The following is a 16155-nucleotide window of genomic DNA, read 5'->3' on the forward strand; positions in this document are numbered from 1 at the left end:
CAAAATATAATAGAAAAAGTTTTCTTTTGTCTGAATGTTGGGTGAGGGCTGTTGTCTGTGATACATAAAAGAGAAAGTCAGGAAATCTTTTAGGATGTTATTTAAAGTGCCGATTTTTATTCTCTTTCTAACCCATCCAAAAACTTATCAACTTGTTTAATGTACTCTTTGAAATCAGTTATTGCAGATGGAAGAATGTTATAAACTTTCTCATCATCAATGTCCATATATTCGTGAGTTATGACATTTCTCATCCCGCCGGATCCTTTTATCTTTTGCGCTAAGCTCAGAGTAATTAAGCCAACTTCAGCCGCCCTTAAAAAAGATGAAGTATAATCTTCCGGCGGCCTTTTTTCTTTTTCTACTACAACATGGCTGTTTATGTCAGATGCACATTCGACAATGAGTTGGATAAGTCTTTCTGTCGAATATTTTGTATATGGATCAGATAAATATTCATTAAAACTTTTTCTTGTAAAAGGCTCTAATTTATCAAGATGCATGTTAAGTCTTGCTAATTTACGGCGCATTAAATCAATATCAATCATAGTTAATTCCTCCCGATTGCTCTTTTAATGTAAAGCCTTTCAAGCTCCCTGAATTTCTTGGTGTCCATGTATTTTGCTATTGATCCGATTTTATAATTATTAAAATCACCCTTTTTATCTTCATACAAAACCTTGCCATTTAGTGCTACTTGATAGTTTATCATGGGTTCTGTCCCGTTAAGTAAGGCAGGATCAAAATTGTTGCCGAATAGTTCTTCAAAATCACCTATTACTTTAAAATAATCAATTTTTTTTATCCCATTTTTAAAAAGAAGACCAACATCGAGGTCGCTTTTTTCCGTGGCGGTTCCTTTTGCGTAAGAACCGTGCAGAATAAGGAGTTTTACATCGTATTTTTTACACAATGCTTCTATTTTTTCTTTTGGTATATCTAATTTAAGTATGAAATATCACCAAAAGAGATTATAGCATAAAATCATAATTCTTCTTCCGGTTCGACAAAAACACGGTAAAAACAAAAAATTAAAAGCCCGATTATCAGGCTCCAGGATGCCAGCATAAAAATCCATCCCCAAATGTTCATGCCGTTTTTCTCCTGTAATAAGCAATGCGGACTAAAACTGCTAAAACTATAAACATGGCTATTAATCCGATTCGTGTTGCCAGAATATATCCTGTATTTCCTGATAAAACGCCTTTCATGAGAATGGTGGGGATTGCTTGCTGGACAAACCAAAATCCTAGAATAAGGATTAAAAATAGGGGGGTGATGTATTTAATTATAAATTTATAAAATTTTGGTATTGTAAGTTCTGCCCCATGGTGTATTTCTTCCCAGGCTCGGTCTATGCCAAAAACCCAGCCAAAAAGTATTGTTTCAATTAGCCCAAAAACTACAAGACAAAAAGTGCCTCCCCAGAAATCAAGCTCATCCACAACCCCGCGGCCCAAGAAAAAGATTGCAGGTTGGCATAAGATAAAAGTTGCTATCGCAAAAATTGCAACGGCCTTTTTGCGGTCCAGTTTAAATTCATCTTTTGCAAAAGCAATAGCAGGCTCGGCTAAGGATACAGAAGATGTAAGACCCGCAAGAAATAACAGGGCAAACCATAGCAGACCAAAAAATTGACCCATCGGAATCATTCCAAAAATCAAAGGCATAGTTACAAACCCAAGATTAAATGAGCCGCTATTTGCTGCTGCCATAGCTCCAATCGGTCCAAAAAAAGCAAATGCAGCCGGAATTATAATTGATCCGCCAAGAATAACTTCTGCGAATTCGTTGGTTGCACCGGCTGTTAGCCCTGATAATGCTACATCATCCCCGTGAGATAAATAGCTTGAATAAGTCAGGATGACGCCGATCCCGACGCTCAATGTAAAAAATATTTGACCCGCGGCGGCAAGCCATACTTTTGCCTCTGTCAAAACCGAAAAATCCGGATTCCACAAAAATCCCATGCCGTTTAAAATATTCCAATCCATATGAGCAGGATTAGGAACTCCAAGAGACAAAACCCTGATAACAATTACAATCGCAAAAATAAAAAGAACCGGCAAAGCCCATTTACAAAGCCATTCTATGCCTCCCTTTATTCCGCGATAAAGGATCCAAGTATTTACGGCAAATGTTATTAAAAAGAAAATATAAGCGGTTAATAAATTACTTTCTGGACTTAAACCCTGGTAAGCTGAAAGAAAAGATTTCATTGCTTCCGGAGTAATGTTGGCAAAAAGTTTTCCTGTGAGCGCAAAAAAAGCATAGCCTAAAAGCCATGATTCAATATAAATATAATATATGAATATTACAATAGGGCCAAAGATGCCAATAACGCCAAAATACTTAAGAAGCCTGTTTTTCCACAGTTTATCAAAAATAAAAGGAGCCGTCCCATGCCCAAACAATCCTCCATACCTTCCAATTGCCCATTCAATCCATATCAGTGGGATGCCTAGTAATAAAAATGATATGAAATAGGGGATCATAAAAGCACCACCACCGTTTTGGACTGCTTGAACAGGGAATCTTAAGAAATTTCCTAAGCCGACAGCCGATCCTGCCACCGCAAGAATTATGCCGAGCTTTGAACCCCATCTTTCGCGAGGATTTTTGTCAGACATTGCCATAATTATATCAAATGTTATACTAGATACAAAGGCTTCAGGGGTACGATCAAATTGCTTCAAGGGTTCTAATATGAAAATTATAAGTTGTCTATTTTTATTTATAATACTCTTTTTCCAGTTATCCGCGATTGCGGCAGAAAAACCTGTTTTCGTTGAGAAAGACGGCAAATACTTGGAATCCTCTATTTTAAAAACAATAAGGTTAGGGGAGGATTCTCAAAAATTAAGAATTGTTCTTGATATTGAGGGGAAAGCCTATTATAAATTTGATAAAGACGAAAGATACCTGAATATTTATCTTTTGAATGCCAAAGCTGATCCTGCCATTCCAAATGTTTTTGAGGTTAAGGATCATATCATCAATTATGTTAAAGTTACAAATCATGAAAATGGTTTATTATTAAAAATTTATCTGCCTCATGTTGTTTCTTATAATATATTTTCTTTAGGGGATCCGAGCAGGCTTGTTGTTGATTTTGATAGGGCTTTTGTGGAGACAAAAGATTATGAAACAGTTGCTGATGGAGTCTGTTTTTATCGGGTGCTGAAAACCATTGGAGATAAATATGTATTGGCAAATATATTGGAAGTAGACCCTAAAAAAACCGTTATTTCCCCGGGTTTTGGCGAACCTGAAATAGGGTTTTTGGATTCTGTTTTGAGGTTTTTTAATTCGCAGGATAAAGAGAAGCAACCCGGTTTTTATAAAACGACAGTCTCTCAAATTGCAAAGCAAAATGATGCTATTGCTGCTGTGAATGGGACTTATTTTTCCTGGGCGGGGCTCCCGCTTGGGGTTTTTATGGTAAATAGTGAAATAATTTCATATCCTATTTATGATAGAACTGCCGTTGTTATAACAAAAGAGAATAATTTATATATAGATAATATAACAATGGATTCTTATTTTACACATGGAGATATTAAATACTCAATAACAGGGATTAATGAACCCAGAACATCAAGAAAAGATATTATTTTATATACTCCAAGATATGGGGCTTCTGTTCAGGCTAAATCAACAGATTTTAACATCATAGTTGAAGATGGATTTGTAAAAGGGAGGAGTTGTGGCGATACTATTATCCCTTCAAATGGTTTTGTTTTGTCGGCCGGAGATATGTATACGGAGTTTTTATCATCAACTGTTAAGAATGGAGATAAAATAAAGGTAGTTGTTAATATAATACCTTATTCGACAACGATTACAGGTGAGGTGTTACATTTAATAGGGGGAGGGCCAAGGCTTTTAAAATCTGGTCGTATTTATATTTCTAAATATGAGGAGAAATTTAGACCGGATATTGCGCAAGGGCGAGCGGCGAGGACTGCTGTTGGGATAAAAAAAGATAGCAAGCTGCTTTTTGTTACGGTTAATGGTAAACCTAGAGGCAAAGATAATGAGAAGTCCGATGACAAAGAATATAGTATAGGGATGACCCTTACAGAGTTGGCTTATTTTTTGAAAACGCTTGGGGCTGTTGATGCTCTAAACTTTGATGGTGGAGGGTCTAGCACCACTGTTGTTCGCGGAAATATAAAAAATATTCCTGTAGATGGAGCCGAAAGAAAAGTTGGTAACGCTATCTTGATTAAGCCGGTAAACTAGGGGAAAGATATACTCCCCCGATTATTTATTTTCATTTTAATATTTCCTCAAACTTGAGGGAGGGCGTACCCTTCCAAATATCCCTTAAACTCGGAAGATACCGGAACTTTTTCGTCCCAGCGGGCAAGTAGATCAGCTCCTTTTTCAATTACAGTCGCAGGTATCTTTGTTACAGAATAAAATGCCCCTTCCGCCAAACCATCAACTGTCTCCATGTCGAAAAATTGCAAAGAGACTTTTTCTGTGTCAATCTTCCACCTGCTGAAAAACGTCTCAAATTTCTTCATCGTAGTTTTGCAAAATTCACACCCTGATTTTCCGAATACCTTAATGTCTATCTCTTTTGCCATGATTTGCCCCCTGTTTTAAATAATTCCAAAATCCAAATGACTAAACTTTTTGAGTTTTGTGTCTTTCTTTTAATTCCCCCGTTTTCCCCTTATTCCACCCCTGTATTCTCGAATAATACCCCGTAATCCTTGTTATCCCTTCTATGTTTGGTGATGAACAGTTTGGACAATGGTCTTTTAGCCCCCTTGTTGTCTTTCCGCAATCGTTGCACGCTGTAAACTCCGGTGAAAACGCGATCTGGCTGTTTTGTGTTTCGCGGAATGTTTTTACAATAAAATTAGCGATAGACTCCGGGTTGGGTTTGCTCTCGCCAAGCCAAATATGTGTCAATGCCCCCGCGTCAATAAGCGGATGTAATAATCCTTCAAGTTTTACTTTGTCGATAGGATTTTGCTTTAGAGAAACATTAAAATATGTCGAATTGGTGTAATATATTTCGCCGGAATTCTTTAATCCCTTAACTACTATTTGTGCTTCACCTGGAAAATGCTTCATATCAAGTTTTGCAAATCGGTAAGCAGTCGATTCTGCAGGTGTCTGCTCCAAAACAAAATGCATTCCGGACTTTTTTGAAAGCTCTTCACATTTTAATTTCATATGGGAAATGATTTTAATCCCCAGCTTTAAAGCCTCTTTGCTTGCATGTAATTCTTCTCCTAAATGATATTCAACCATTTCGTTTAGACCCAGTATACCGATAAGATAAGTTACTCTCCTCATTCTCAAATATTTTTCTCCGTCACGGTTTGTTGCGAGCATTGAAAGTGGTCCGTCTGTCCCTTCGTTTAAAAGAGATTCGATGAATGTCTTTTTTTGCATGTGCGCCTTTGCACATAATTCTAACTGTTTGTCTATAATCTTAAAAAGTTTTTCATCATCTTTGTTTGCATAATAAGCAACTCTTGGGAGATTAATGGTTGTGTTTTGGATAGCGGAATATCTCATTCTCCACGGTTCTTTGGCATCATTTAAATCTGATTGTTCCAGTTTAAATGATAGTCTGCAACATTCTGATATTTTTGCTGTTTCTCCTCTGTCAAAAACAAAATAAGTGTTCCCTTTTTCAGCCGCAACTTCGGAAATAAGCCGCAAAAATTCCTCGTGCCCCTCTTCTGTAAAAAACTTTTCTGTTATATGAACCAGAGGTTTTGGAAAGAAAAACGGACGACCGGCGGCATCCCCATCCCTGTACACTTCAAACATCGCCTTTGCAAAATATTGAGCCTCTTTTTTGTATTCTTTGTATTTTTTCCCTGTGTATCGCCCTTGATTCCCTATAGCGTCAGTCTCTTCAAAATGTTTTGGAACTTCATAGTAAATATTTAGATCTGAAAAGAGTCCCTGTCCGCCCTGTGAAATAGCAATTGTGGCAAAATCGGTTATAAGTTTTTTTGCCAGTTTTTTAATTGTTGCCGCGTCTAACCCTACAAGATATGGAGCAATAAACAAATTAACTGCGTCCCATCCGATTGCCCCCGCGAAATGGCCGTGAAGAGCCACGGAAAAATGAACCAGTTGTGAAATTAATTCTTCCGCGTTTTCAGGTGGGGCAAATGTGAAATTGGCGTCAGGCAGATGGAGACCGAACTTTTTTATATATTCAACAGACTGTCCAGAACAGTAAGGTCTGTCGACAAATCCCAAATCGTGAAGATGAATGTCTCCAATCATATGCGCGTCGGCGACATCGGCTGAAAAGACGTTAAGGAGCGCAAACTCTTTTTTGATGTTTTCCGCAAGAGTTAAATTTGTCGCTCCGGGAGAGTGGGGGGTGTTTGCATTCTCTTTGTTTTTGTGGAAAATTATCTTCTTTACATCATAAACGGGAGATCCGAGTCGCGTATGCTTGCGTCTCGCATCTTCCAACCCGTATTCCAAAAGTTTTACATCGACAAGCTCACGGATAAGAGGGGCTGTGATGCTTTTAATTTCAAGGCTCTCAATCTGCTTCTCAACCTCAACTCCTATTATATTTGCAATAGCAGTCTTGATCCCCGTTTCACGAACAAGCGCTTCAATGATTTTCTGTTTGTCCCATCCTATAATATCGTCTGCGGAGGTTCTGACAAAGACAGAAAGGTCAGTTGCTTCTTCTTTTACTATAGGCTGTTTTTCAATTATTTCTGTTGTCATGTTTTATACCTCCACATGGTGACGTACTTTAAGCTCTCCCTTTTTTCCTTTGTTCCAGCCTTTGATTTTTGAAAAATAACCTGTTATCCTTGTGATTCCGTCTATATTTTCCGAGGTACACGAAGGACAGTTGTCTTTTAATCCGCGTGAAATTTTACCACAATCGTTGCATGAGGTAAATTCCGGAGAGAATGCGATCTGACTGTTTTGAGTCTCTCTCATAGTCTTTGTTACAAAATTTGCGATACTTGCAGGATTTGGCTTTGATTCCCCAAGCCAAACATGAGTCAATGCCCCCGCGTCTATTAATGGATGGAACAAACCTTCCTGCTTTACTTTGTCGATAGGATTTTGTTGATACGAAACATTAAAATATGTCGAATTGGTGTAGTATATCTCTTTTGTGCTAAAGAACCCTTTTACAACCATGCTTGCCTGATCAAAATAATGTTCCAAATCGAGTTTTGCAAATCGGTACGCGGTTGATTCGGCAGGTGTCTGTTCCAGGACAAAATGTATCCCGTATTTTTTTGACATTTCATCGCATTTTAACTTCATATGGGAGATAATTTTTAACCCGAACTTTAAGGCATCATTGCTTTCATGCAGCTCCTTTTTGATGTGATACTGAACCATTTCATTTAAACCCAATATCCCCATAAGATAAGAGACTCTAAACATTCTAAGGTAAGGTTGTCCATCTCTCTTCATGGCAAGCATGGAAAGAGGACCGTTTTGTCCGAGAGCCAAAATTTCTTCAATAAACTTTTTCTTTTCAAGATGTGCCTTGGCTGCCAGCTCTAACATTTGATCCAACAACTCAAGTAGTTTCTCGGTAGATCCTTCTGCTCTGTATGCGAGCCTTGGGAGATTTACTGTTACATTTTGAAGCGCGGAATATCTCATTCTCCACGGTTCTTTGGCATCGTCCAAATCCGATTGTTCGAGTTTAAATGATAGTCTGCAACATTCGGATATTTTTGCTGTTTCTCCACGATCGAATACAAAATAGGTGTTTCCCATCTCTGTTGCGACTTCTGATATATGGTGCAAAAACTTTTCATGTCCTTCTGTCTTAAAAAACTTTTCCGTCATGTGAACCAGGGGTTTTGGGAAGAAGAACGGCCTTCCTGACCCGTCTCCTTCTTTGTACACCTCAAAAAGAGCCCATACGAAACGTTGAGCCTCTTTTTCGTATTCACCGTATTTTTTACCTGTGTATTGTCCTCCGGGGCCTATTGCCTCAACATTTTCAAAATGTTTTGGCACTTCCCAATAGAGATTGATGTCGGAAAATATAGCCTGTCCTCCGCGAGCAACTGCCTGCTGGCTGTACTCATAAATCAGCATTTGCGCTATTTGATAGACTTCTTTGTCTGTTCTACCTTCAAGGAAAGGGGCGAAAAACAAATTTACCGCGTCCCATCCTATAGCTCCGGCAAAAACCCCTTGTAGAGCAGCTGAAAATTTTACCATTTGAGCTAAAAGAACCTCGGCATGTTTTGCGGGCTTGGCAATGCTCAACGCGTTTGGAAGATCGAGACCGAATTTTTTTACATATTCAACAGATTGTCCGGAACAATATGGCCTGTCGATAAAACCTAAATCGTGCAGATGAAGATCTCCTCTCATGTGGGCATCACCGATATCTTGAGAAAATACATGAAGAAGAGCAAGCTCTTTTTTAATGCTTTCGGCGAGGCTTAAATTTGTGGCTTCAGGTCCATGTGGGACGTTTGCATTCTCTTTATTTGGGGCAAAAACTATCTGTTTTACATCGTAGAGAGGAAGCCCCAGCCTTGTATGTTTGCGGCGAGCCTCTTCTAATCCGTATTCAAGTAGTTTTACGTCTACAAGTTCGCGGATAAGAGGCGATGTTATCATTTTAATTTTTAAACTTGAAATTTGACGCTCTACCTCGTGTCCGATAATTCCTGCTATATCGGGGCTTAAATCTGTTTCACGGACTAGAGCATCTACTATTTTTTCCCTATCCCATCCGACAATGTTCTCTCCGGATGTTCTTACAAATAGAGCTAAATCGGTTGAATCATCCGTCTTTCCTTTTGGAAATTTAATATTCTCTAATTGGCTATCTTCCAACTTATCGTTTTTTTTCGCTGTAAGTACTGGATTCATGATTTCTTCCTCCTTTTAATATGATCCAAGGTTAACCCCGATTATCCTAATCGGGATTAAAAGCTTTTTCTGCTTGAACCCTTGGCTCCTTGATTCCTTGAAACCTATCTTTTTGTCTTGTTAATAAACTTTACAAACTCTGCGACATTCTTAAACTGTTTATAAACTGACGCAAATCTTATGTAAGCTACCTGATCCAACTTGCTAAGTCTGTTTAATGTGATTTCTCCGATTTTTGAGCTTTTTACCTCGCGACCTTTTTCATGCTGAAGCTCTTCTTCTACATTGCTTACCATCTTTTCAATCTTATCCATGTTTATTGGGCGTTTGTGGCAAGCCCTTAAAACACCGGAGAGCAGCTTTTCTCTATTATACGACTCCTTGTGTCCGCTTCTCTTAATTACCCAAAAAGGTTTCTCTTCAATTCGTTCATAAGATGTAAATCTGTGTTTACATGATAGGCATTCTCTTCTTCTTCTGATTGATTGCCCATTCTCGGTAATCCGAGATTCAAGAACTTTATCGTTATCTTTATCGCAAAATGGGCATTTCATGTTATCGCTACCTCTGGGGAGCTTAAGTAGGATATACTACTAGATATGTGGTGTCAACCGCTAGATGTAGGGGCTCAATTTTTTCTGTCTCCTAGATTTTGTTGTTGACAAGTTTCTTTAGATTATAACAAAGTTTATCACTCATTTCTCTGTCTCTTATATTGCTCGAATTTTGTTGTTACTTTACCCCGATTATGAACCCCGATTAGGAAATCGGGGTAATGTTGAGACTGTTGCGTAATGACAGTTTTTGCAATTTGTCATCCCCGCGAAAGCGAGGATCCATCTTAACCCCGATTATTATAATCGGGGTTGTTTTATGAAAAATAGATTCCCGTTTTCACGGGAATGACCATTATGCAACAGTTCCATGTTTGACAATTTGTTAGTTATTGATTCTGATGTGAATAATCGGGGAATCTTAGGCTTTAATCTGATTTTTTAATGCTCTTTATTGAAATTTCTTGGAATATGTTCCGATGATAAAAAAACAAAAAATGTCATACTTATCACATAATAAATTTAAAATATCCAGTTTTGAAAGATATCTTCCGCCATTAGTTAGAGGGAAAACTATTGTTGCGCATGAAATGCGGCATAAAGATGTGCAAAGGGAAAGGTTTTTAACTGCAAAACCAGAGCAAGAAATAATATTGTGGGCTAGAGAGCAGGAAGTTTTTCCTGTTAGAAGGGGATGTGATGATTCGGAGTCTGTATTTTTTGCTTTGGGGGGAGAGTTTTTATCACGAGGAAATTTTAGCCCGCATGAACATTTGCGTCGACATGGAATAGCCTTAAATAGAGAGGAAAACAAGGTTAATCCCAGATATTTTATAACAGCAAATATCCTTTTTAGGTCATTTGAAGACACTAATGCTTTTTCCATAGGAAATGGGGAGGAAGCGCCATTGTCGCCGGAATCAATGGCGGCAAGAACTCTTATGCGATTGGCCCCTTTAAAAAATGTTGTAGAAAAGCCTACTAATGAACGCTTTTTGGCAATAATGGATAGAAGTCGTGAAATTGTAAATGGTGTTATAGATAATACTTTTGATAGAAATTTAACATTACCTGATGATAAAAAGAGAGTTTTTTTGCCTATTGGTATTGAGGACTCTTTTCCCCGCGATTATTTTGGTCGTGACATAATCGAGAAAATTTCTTGTGATATTTTAGATAAAGACTCGCTTGTCGGATGGTTTTTTCTTCGTTATGCGGTGAATTTAACCTCTGCATATTTACTGGATTTCTTTGATGTAAGTCGAGAAAATTCTCCAGTCTCTCGTCTACTAAATGAGACGGCAACAAGATTATGGCCTGATAATCTTGATATCCAGGGAAAATATATTGCGAGAGTTTTAAGTAACATTGAAAGCTATACGTCTGATTAGTAAAATGTTGAAGGAAGTTTCATTCCGTATCCTTTTAAAAAGTCTTCCGTAAACATTTTATGTTTTCCTTCAATCTGCAGCTCTTTTATTAATAAGGCATCTTTCCCGCAGGCAACAATCAACTTATCTTTTGATTTTATTATTTCTCCAGGCTTTTTTATCTCTGATATTGCGACAATTTCTGCCTTGAAAACTTTTAGCATTTTGCCATCTATAAAAGTATAGGCAGAAGGCCATGGAGTTAGAGCTCTTATTTGATTATTTATCTCTTCTGCCTGTTTGTTCCAGTCAATTTTACCCATCTCTTTAGTAATAAGTTTTGTGTATGTTGCCTTTGAATTATCTTGAGCTCTTTTTTTTGTTGTGTTGTTTTCTATCTGTTTAATGGCAGTGAGTAAAAGGAGTCCACCTCTTGCAAAAAGTTTGTTTGATAATGTTTCAGAAGTATCTTCCAGCTTGATTTCTAGTGTTTCTTGAAGGATAATTTCCCCTGTATCCAGCCCTTCATCCAATTGCATAATTGTAATGCCCGTCTCTTTCTCTCCATTTAAAAGGGCATATTGGATTGGCGCTGCTCCACGGTATTTGGGGAGTAGGGAGGCGTGGAGGTTTATTGCTCCATGTTTGGGGATTTCTAGTATTTCTTTCGGCAGGATTTTTCCATAAGCTACAACAATAATCAAATCCGGTTTTAAATATTTTATTTTTTCTATGAAGAGTTTGTCTTGTATTTTTCCCGGGGTTTCAACAGGAATGTCATTTTGAATTGCTACTTCTTTAACAGGAGCAGATGAAATTGTTTGTCCTCTCCCTTTTTTGCGGTCTGGTTGTGAGATGACATAAACTACCTCTTCTTGGATATTAAGTAACATTTTTAGACAGACTGCTGCGGGACTTGGCGTTCCAAAAAATATTATTTTCATGATAGATAATTATAGAACTATATGTTATGGAAATAAACCCTAATTTACGTAACTATTCCAGAATGATCTTTTGCCCCCCAGCCCCCTAAAGGGGGAGAAGGAGAAATGGGAAAAAAATATGAGACTGTTGCAACAACCCCAACATACAATCGATAAGTAGTGTGAAGTCCCCTTTAGGGGATTTAGGGGTATAAAAAGCAATAAAATTCTTTATTCAGATAAACTCTTTTTTATCTTCTTCCTGTTTTTTTGAGACCTCTTTAATAAGGGATTTATCTTTTATTTTATCAATAAATACAATTCCTTCCAGATGATCTATTTCATGCTGAATGACAGTCGAAAGAAAACCTTCGGCGTCAATAATTATAGATTGGCCATTTTTATCTAAGCCTTTAACAGTAATTACAGATGGGCGTTCAACGGGACCTACAATCCCAGGAAGACATAAACACCCTTCTTCAAAAGTCTGCAAAATCTTATTTTTTTTAACTATTTTAGGATTTATTAAAGCAAAGGCTCCTTGCCCAATATCTACAACAATTAATTTTATGTTTTCTCCAATTTGGGGCGCGGCAAGCCCGACCCCAGGGGCTGTGTGCATGGTATCAATCATATCCTTAATCAGTCTTTTTATTCTTGAATCAACTTTTTTGATCGATTTACATTTCTTTCGAAGGATAGGGTTGGGGAATGTAATTATTTTTAATAATGCCATATGTATATTTTACGATATTTTTGCAAATTTTTATAGAGGCGTAAAATTTATATATAGTGTGTATAAAATCCCACTGAATTTTGTTAAAATAGTAGTTTACCATGCAAGATAAAATTATAGTTAAAGGGGCTCGGGAACATAATCTTAAAAATGTAAGTCTGGAAATACCACGCAATAAATTTGTTGTATTTACGGGGCTTTCAGGTTCAGGAAAATCTTCTCTTGCTTTTGATACAATTTACGCTGAAGGCCAGAGGCGTTATGTGGAATCCCTTTCTGCTTATGCAAGACAATTTTTGGAGCAGATGCAAAAACCGGATGTTGATTACATAGAGGGCCTTTCTCCCGCAATTTCAATTGATCAGAAAGCGCCTTCAAAAAATCCCAGATCGACGGTGGGGACTGTCACAGAAATTTATGATTATTTAAGGTTGCTTTACGCGAATATTGGAGAACCGCATTGCCCTCAATGCGGAAGAAGGATACAAAAACAGACTCCGGAACAAATTGTCGACCAGATTCTATTATATAAAAACGGTCGGAAGTTAATAATTTTATCTCCTGTTGTCAAGGGGCGAAAAGGGGAATACAGAGATTTATTTGAAAGTATTCAAAAAGATGGTTTTTTGCGGGGGAGGGTTGACGGTAAAATTGTAGAGATTTCAGAAATGCCGTCTCTGGACAAAAAAAAGAAACATAACATAGAAATCGTTATTGATCGTTTAATATTGACAGCTTCTGCGCGTAAAAGACTTTCCGATTCTGTTGAAACGGCTTTAAAATTCGGGAATGGGTCTTTAATTGTTTTGTTGGGAGATGGGAAAAAGGGAGAAGAGGTGGTCTTCTCTGAGAAATTTGCCTGTCCTCATTGTAATATAAGTTTAGATGAAATAACCCCCAGAATTTTTTCATTTAATACTCCATATGGCGCTTGTCCGGAATGCAGCGGTTTGGGGTCAAAACTTCAGTTTGATTCTGATCTTGTGATCCCAAATAAAAATCTTTCTGTTGCGGAAGGCGCCATTGCTCCCTGGGGAGATTCTGTAAACTATTATATACAAAGAGTTGCGGCTATTGCCGAAAAATATGGTTTTGATATAAATACTCCGATAAAAAAGCTGACTAAAAAACAATATGATATTCTTTTGAATGGTTCGGATATCCCTGTAAAATTTAAGTATGAAATGCAGCGGGGGTATTGGGAGCATGAAGGTACTTATGAAGGGGTTATTACCAATTTGAAGCGAAGATTTTATGAGACTAAGTCGGATAACATGAGATTTTATCTTCATAGATTTATGAGCTCGGTTCCATGTCCTGCCTGTTATGGGAACAGGTTAAAACCGGAAAGTTTGGCGGTTGAAATTTCCGGAAAATCTATTTCGGCTGTTTCTCATTTGTCCATTGATAATCTTTTGTATTTTATAGACAAGCTTTCCCTTACAGATCGCCAGACATTTATAGTAAGGCAAGTTGTAAAAGAGATAAAAGCTCGTTTGAAGTTTTTAAAAGATGTGGGACTTAACTATTTGTCTTTAGACAGAGAATCAAGCACCCTGTCGGGAGGGGAGGCTCAAAGAACCAGGCTTGCCACTCAAGTTGGCTCCGGGTTGGTGGGGGTTTTGTATATTTTGGATGAGCCGTCTATAGGTCTTCATCAAAGAGACAACCACAAACTTATAGAGACATTAAAACGTTTAAGAGATCTTGGAAATACCATTATTGTTGTTGAGCATGATGAAGAGACTATGTACGCTGCTGATTGTTTGGTAGATATAGGGCCTGGCGCCGGGGTTCATGGCGGGGAGATTGTCGCAGTTGGCTCTGTAGAGCAGATCATGAAAGAAAAAAGGTCAATAACAGGAAAGTACTTAAGTGGAAAAGAAAAAATTGAGATTCCGATGAGCAGAAGAAAACCCTATGGTGAAAAAATAACAATTAAAGGGGCACGGCATAATAATTTAAAAAACATAAATGTTGATATCCCTTTGGGTTTGTTTGTTTGTGTGACGGGAGTTTCAGGCTCCGGCAAAAGTTCTTTAATTAATGATATTCTTTATAATTCTCTTGCCAAACGGTTTTATAGTTCAACAGAGAAGGCCGGCGACCATGACGCGATTTCGGGGCTTGAAAATATTGATAAAGTTATAATTATCGACCAATCTCCCATAGGCCGGACGCCACGATCTAATCCCGCAACTTATACGGGGGTTTTTACATATATTCGCGACCTTTTCTCAATGACACAAGAGGCCAAAGCAAGGGGATATAAACCCGGAAGATTCTCTTTTAATGTTAAAGGTGGACGTTGTGAAGCCTGTTCGGGAGATGGGTTGGTGAAAATAGAGATGCATTTTTTGCCTGATGTTTATGTCGCGTGTGATGTTTGCAGGGGGAAAAGATACAATCGTGAAACGCTGGAGGTTCATTATAAAGGGAAGAATATTTTTGAAGTTTTGGATTCTACGGTTGAGGAGGCCTTGAAGTTGTTTGAAAACATTCCTCATATAAAAAGAAAACTTGAAACATTGTGTGATGTTGGTTTAAACTATATAAAGTTGGGTCAGGCAGCAACTACTTTGTCGGGAGGGGAGGCCCAAAGGATAAAACTGGCTACGGAGCTTGCCACCCGATCTACGGGAAAGACGCTTTATCTTTTGGATGAGCCGACTACAGGCCTTCATTTTGATGATATAAAAAAATTGCTTTTTGTTTTGCATCGTTTGGTTGACAATTACAACAGTCTTGTTGTAATTGAACATAATCTGGAGGTTGTAAAGACAGCAGATTATATTATTGATTTGGGTCCGGAGGGGGGAGATAGGGGTGGGGAAATTGTAGCTTTTGGCGCTCCTGAAGAGATTGTAAAAGTTGAAAAAAGTTACACGGGACAATTTTTGAAAAAAGTGTTATAAGTAGTTCCTGCTGACAAGGGAGGTTGTGATGACGTTGATCGGTTTTTTAATCTTTATAATTGTGATATTGATAAGTTTATCTGTTCATGAGTTTGCCCATGCAAAAGCTGCTGATGTACTTGGGGATCCGACACCTCGCATGGCGGGGAGATTGACTTTAAATCCTTTGTCTCACATTGATATTATAGGCCTTTTAGCTTTGATTTTTGTTAGGATCGGATGGGCTAAACCTGTCCCGATAAATTCATATAATTTTCGTGATCCTAATAAAGGGATGATGATAACAGGTCTTGCGGGACCAGTTTCAAACTTTTTTTTGGCATGGATTTTAGCCATTTTCTTGAAATATATTCCTATTAGCAATGCAGTTTGGATTGAAGTCGTGCAATATGCAATCTGGATTAATCTTGCTCTTATGACCTTTAATCTTTTACCTGTTCCTCCTCTTGACGGATCCAGAATTTTCACTCAATATTTCCCTGTAGAATGGCAGATAAATTTGGAAAGATACGGATTTTTTATATTGATAGGAATTATTATTTTTCCTCCTACTCAAGAACTTTTATTCTTGATTATCAATTCCATTTATGGCTTGTTAATGAGAATCTGATTTTTTTCATCCCTTTTCTCACTTTCCCTCTTTGGAGTGTTGCAAAAACTGTCATTACGCAACAAGCCCATTTTGGAAAAAGATGAATTTCTCCTGACTTTCTCTTTTATGTATCACAGACAACAGCCCTCACCCAACATTCAGACAAAAGAAAACTTTTTCTATTATATTTTGCCTTA

Annotated in this window: 13 protein-coding genes; 4 read left to right on the plus strand and 9 right to left on the minus strand. The window is 37.8% G+C overall.

The genetic code is table 11. From position 1 onward, the window contains the following. Positions 1–116: 116 nt before the first annotated feature. The 3 genes from A2290_06505 to A2290_06515 all read right to left on the minus strand — a co-directional run bounded on the left by A2290_06505 (position 117) and on the right by A2290_06515 (position 2630). The gene (locus A2290_06505; GenBank protein ID OGC16537.1) at positions 117–548 is read right to left on the minus strand and encodes a hypothetical protein; all 432 of its coding nucleotides are present in this window, start codon (positions 546–548) and stop codon (positions 117–119) included. A gap of 2 nt (positions 549–550) precedes the next feature. Continuing rightward, entirely contained in the window at positions 551–913 is a 363-nt protein-coding gene (locus A2290_06510; GenBank protein OGC16538.1) for a hypothetical protein, read from the minus strand. A gap of 175 nt (positions 914–1088) precedes the next feature. Next, the gene (locus A2290_06515) at positions 1089–2630 is read right to left on the minus strand and encodes a sodium:calcium symporter (GenBank protein OGC16548.1); all 1542 of its coding nucleotides are present in this window, start codon (positions 2628–2630) and stop codon (positions 1089–1091) included. A 76-nt stretch (positions 2631–2706) separates the two neighbouring features. Here A2290_06515 and A2290_06520 point away from each other — a divergent pair, with 76 nt between their 5' ends. Continuing rightward, the gene (locus A2290_06520) at positions 2707–4245 is read left to right on the plus strand and encodes a hypothetical protein (protein OGC16539.1); all 1539 of its coding nucleotides are present in this window, start codon (positions 2707–2709) and stop codon (positions 4243–4245) included. A 47-nt stretch (positions 4246–4292) separates the two neighbouring features. On the opposite strand, the gene A2290_06525 is transcribed toward A2290_06520, so the two are convergent. From A2290_06525 to A2290_06540, 4 genes are all read right to left on the minus strand, one after another. Then, positions 4293–4595, minus strand: coding sequence for a hypothetical protein (locus A2290_06525; protein OGC16540.1), 303 nt, complete (start codon positions 4593–4595; stop codon positions 4293–4295). 40 nt (positions 4596–4635) lie between these two features. Continuing rightward, on the minus strand, positions 4636–6729 hold the full coding sequence (locus tag A2290_06530; GenBank protein ID OGC16541.1) for an anaerobic ribonucleoside-triphosphate reductase: 2094 nt from the start codon (positions 6727–6729) through the stop codon (positions 4636–4638). A gap of 3 nt (positions 6730–6732) precedes the next feature. Further along, a complete protein-coding gene (locus A2290_06535; GenBank protein OGC16549.1) occupies positions 6733–8832 on the minus strand; it encodes an anaerobic ribonucleoside-triphosphate reductase in 2100 nt (699 codons plus the stop codon). A 140-nt stretch (positions 8833–8972) separates the two neighbouring features. Next, positions 8973–9422, minus strand: coding sequence for a transcriptional regulator NrdR (locus tag A2290_06540; GenBank protein ID OGC16542.1), 450 nt, complete (start codon positions 9420–9422; stop codon positions 8973–8975). A 479-nt stretch (positions 9423–9901) separates the two neighbouring features. Between A2290_06540 and A2290_06545 the strand changes: the two genes are divergently transcribed. Then, complete coding sequence (locus A2290_06545) at positions 9902–10813, plus strand: hypothetical protein (GenBank protein ID OGC16543.1); 912 nt, start codon at positions 9902–9904, stop codon at positions 10811–10813. Here the strand turns inward: A2290_06545 and A2290_06550 are convergent. Both A2290_06550 and A2290_06555 read right to left on the minus strand, forming a co-directional pair. Further along, positions 10810–11736: a methionyl-tRNA formyltransferase gene (locus A2290_06550; protein ID OGC16544.1), complete on the minus strand. Its 927-nt coding sequence runs from the start codon at positions 11734–11736 to the stop codon at positions 10810–10812. The genes A2290_06545 and A2290_06550 overlap by 4 nt on opposite strands. A 214-nt stretch (positions 11737–11950) precedes the next feature. Beyond that, entirely contained in the window at positions 11951–12451 is a 501-nt protein-coding gene (locus A2290_06555; protein OGC16545.1) for a peptide deformylase, read from the minus strand. A gap of 101 nt (positions 12452–12552) precedes the next feature. On the opposite strand from A2290_06555, the gene A2290_06560 reads away from it, so the two are divergent. Both A2290_06560 and A2290_06565 read left to right on the plus strand, forming a co-directional pair. After that, positions 12553–15366, plus strand: coding sequence for an excinuclease ABC subunit A (locus A2290_06560; protein ID OGC16546.1), 2814 nt, complete (start codon positions 12553–12555; stop codon positions 15364–15366). Between the two features lie 28 nt (positions 15367–15394). After that, positions 15395–15976, plus strand: coding sequence for a hypothetical protein (locus A2290_06565; protein OGC16547.1), 582 nt, complete (start codon positions 15395–15397; stop codon positions 15974–15976). Positions 15977–16155 lie beyond the last annotated feature (179 nt).

The organism is candidate division WOR-1 bacterium RIFOXYB2_FULL_36_35 (assembly GCA_001771505.1).
In the GTDB taxonomy this organism is placed as follows: domain Bacteria; phylum Margulisbacteria; class WOR-1; order XYC2-FULL-46-14; family XYC2-FULL-37-10; genus XYB2-FULL-36-35.

Excerpts from the sequence above, each read along its gene's own strand:
- A2290_06505 (OGC16537.1), bottom strand. The coding sequence starts at position 548 with ATGATTGATATTGATTTAATGCGCCGTAAATTAGCAAGACTTAACATG.
- A2290_06530 (OGC16541.1), bottom strand. The coding sequence starts at position 6,729 with ATGACAACAGAAATAATTGAAAAACAGCCTATAGTAAAAGAAGAAGCA.
- A2290_06550 (OGC16544.1), bottom strand. The coding sequence starts at position 11,736 with ATGAAAATAATATTTTTTGGAACGCCAAGTCCCGCAGCAGTCTGTCTA.
- A2290_06525 (OGC16540.1), bottom strand. The coding sequence starts at position 4,595 with ATGGCAAAAGAGATAGACATTAAGGTATTCGGAAAATCAGGGTGTGAA.
- A2290_06555 (OGC16545.1), bottom strand. The coding sequence starts at position 12,451 with ATGGCATTATTAAAAATAATTACATTCCCCAACCCTATCCTTCGAAAG.
- A2290_06545 (OGC16543.1), top strand. The coding sequence starts at position 9,902 with ATGATAAAAAAACAAAAAATGTCATACTTATCACATAATAAATTTAAA.
- A2290_06520 (OGC16539.1), top strand. The coding sequence starts at position 2,707 with ATGAAAATTATAAGTTGTCTATTTTTATTTATAATACTCTTTTTCCAG.
- A2290_06540 (OGC16542.1), bottom strand. The coding sequence starts at position 9,422 with ATGAAATGCCCATTTTGCGATAAAGATAACGATAAAGTTCTTGAATCT.
- A2290_06565 (OGC16547.1), top strand. The coding sequence starts at position 15,395 with ATGACGTTGATCGGTTTTTTAATCTTTATAATTGTGATATTGATAAGT.
- A2290_06560 (OGC16546.1), top strand. The coding sequence starts at position 12,553 with ATGCAAGATAAAATTATAGTTAAAGGGGCTCGGGAACATAATCTTAAA.
- A2290_06515 (OGC16548.1), bottom strand. The coding sequence starts at position 2,630 with ATGTCTGACAAAAATCCTCGCGAAAGATGGGGTTCAAAGCTCGGCATA.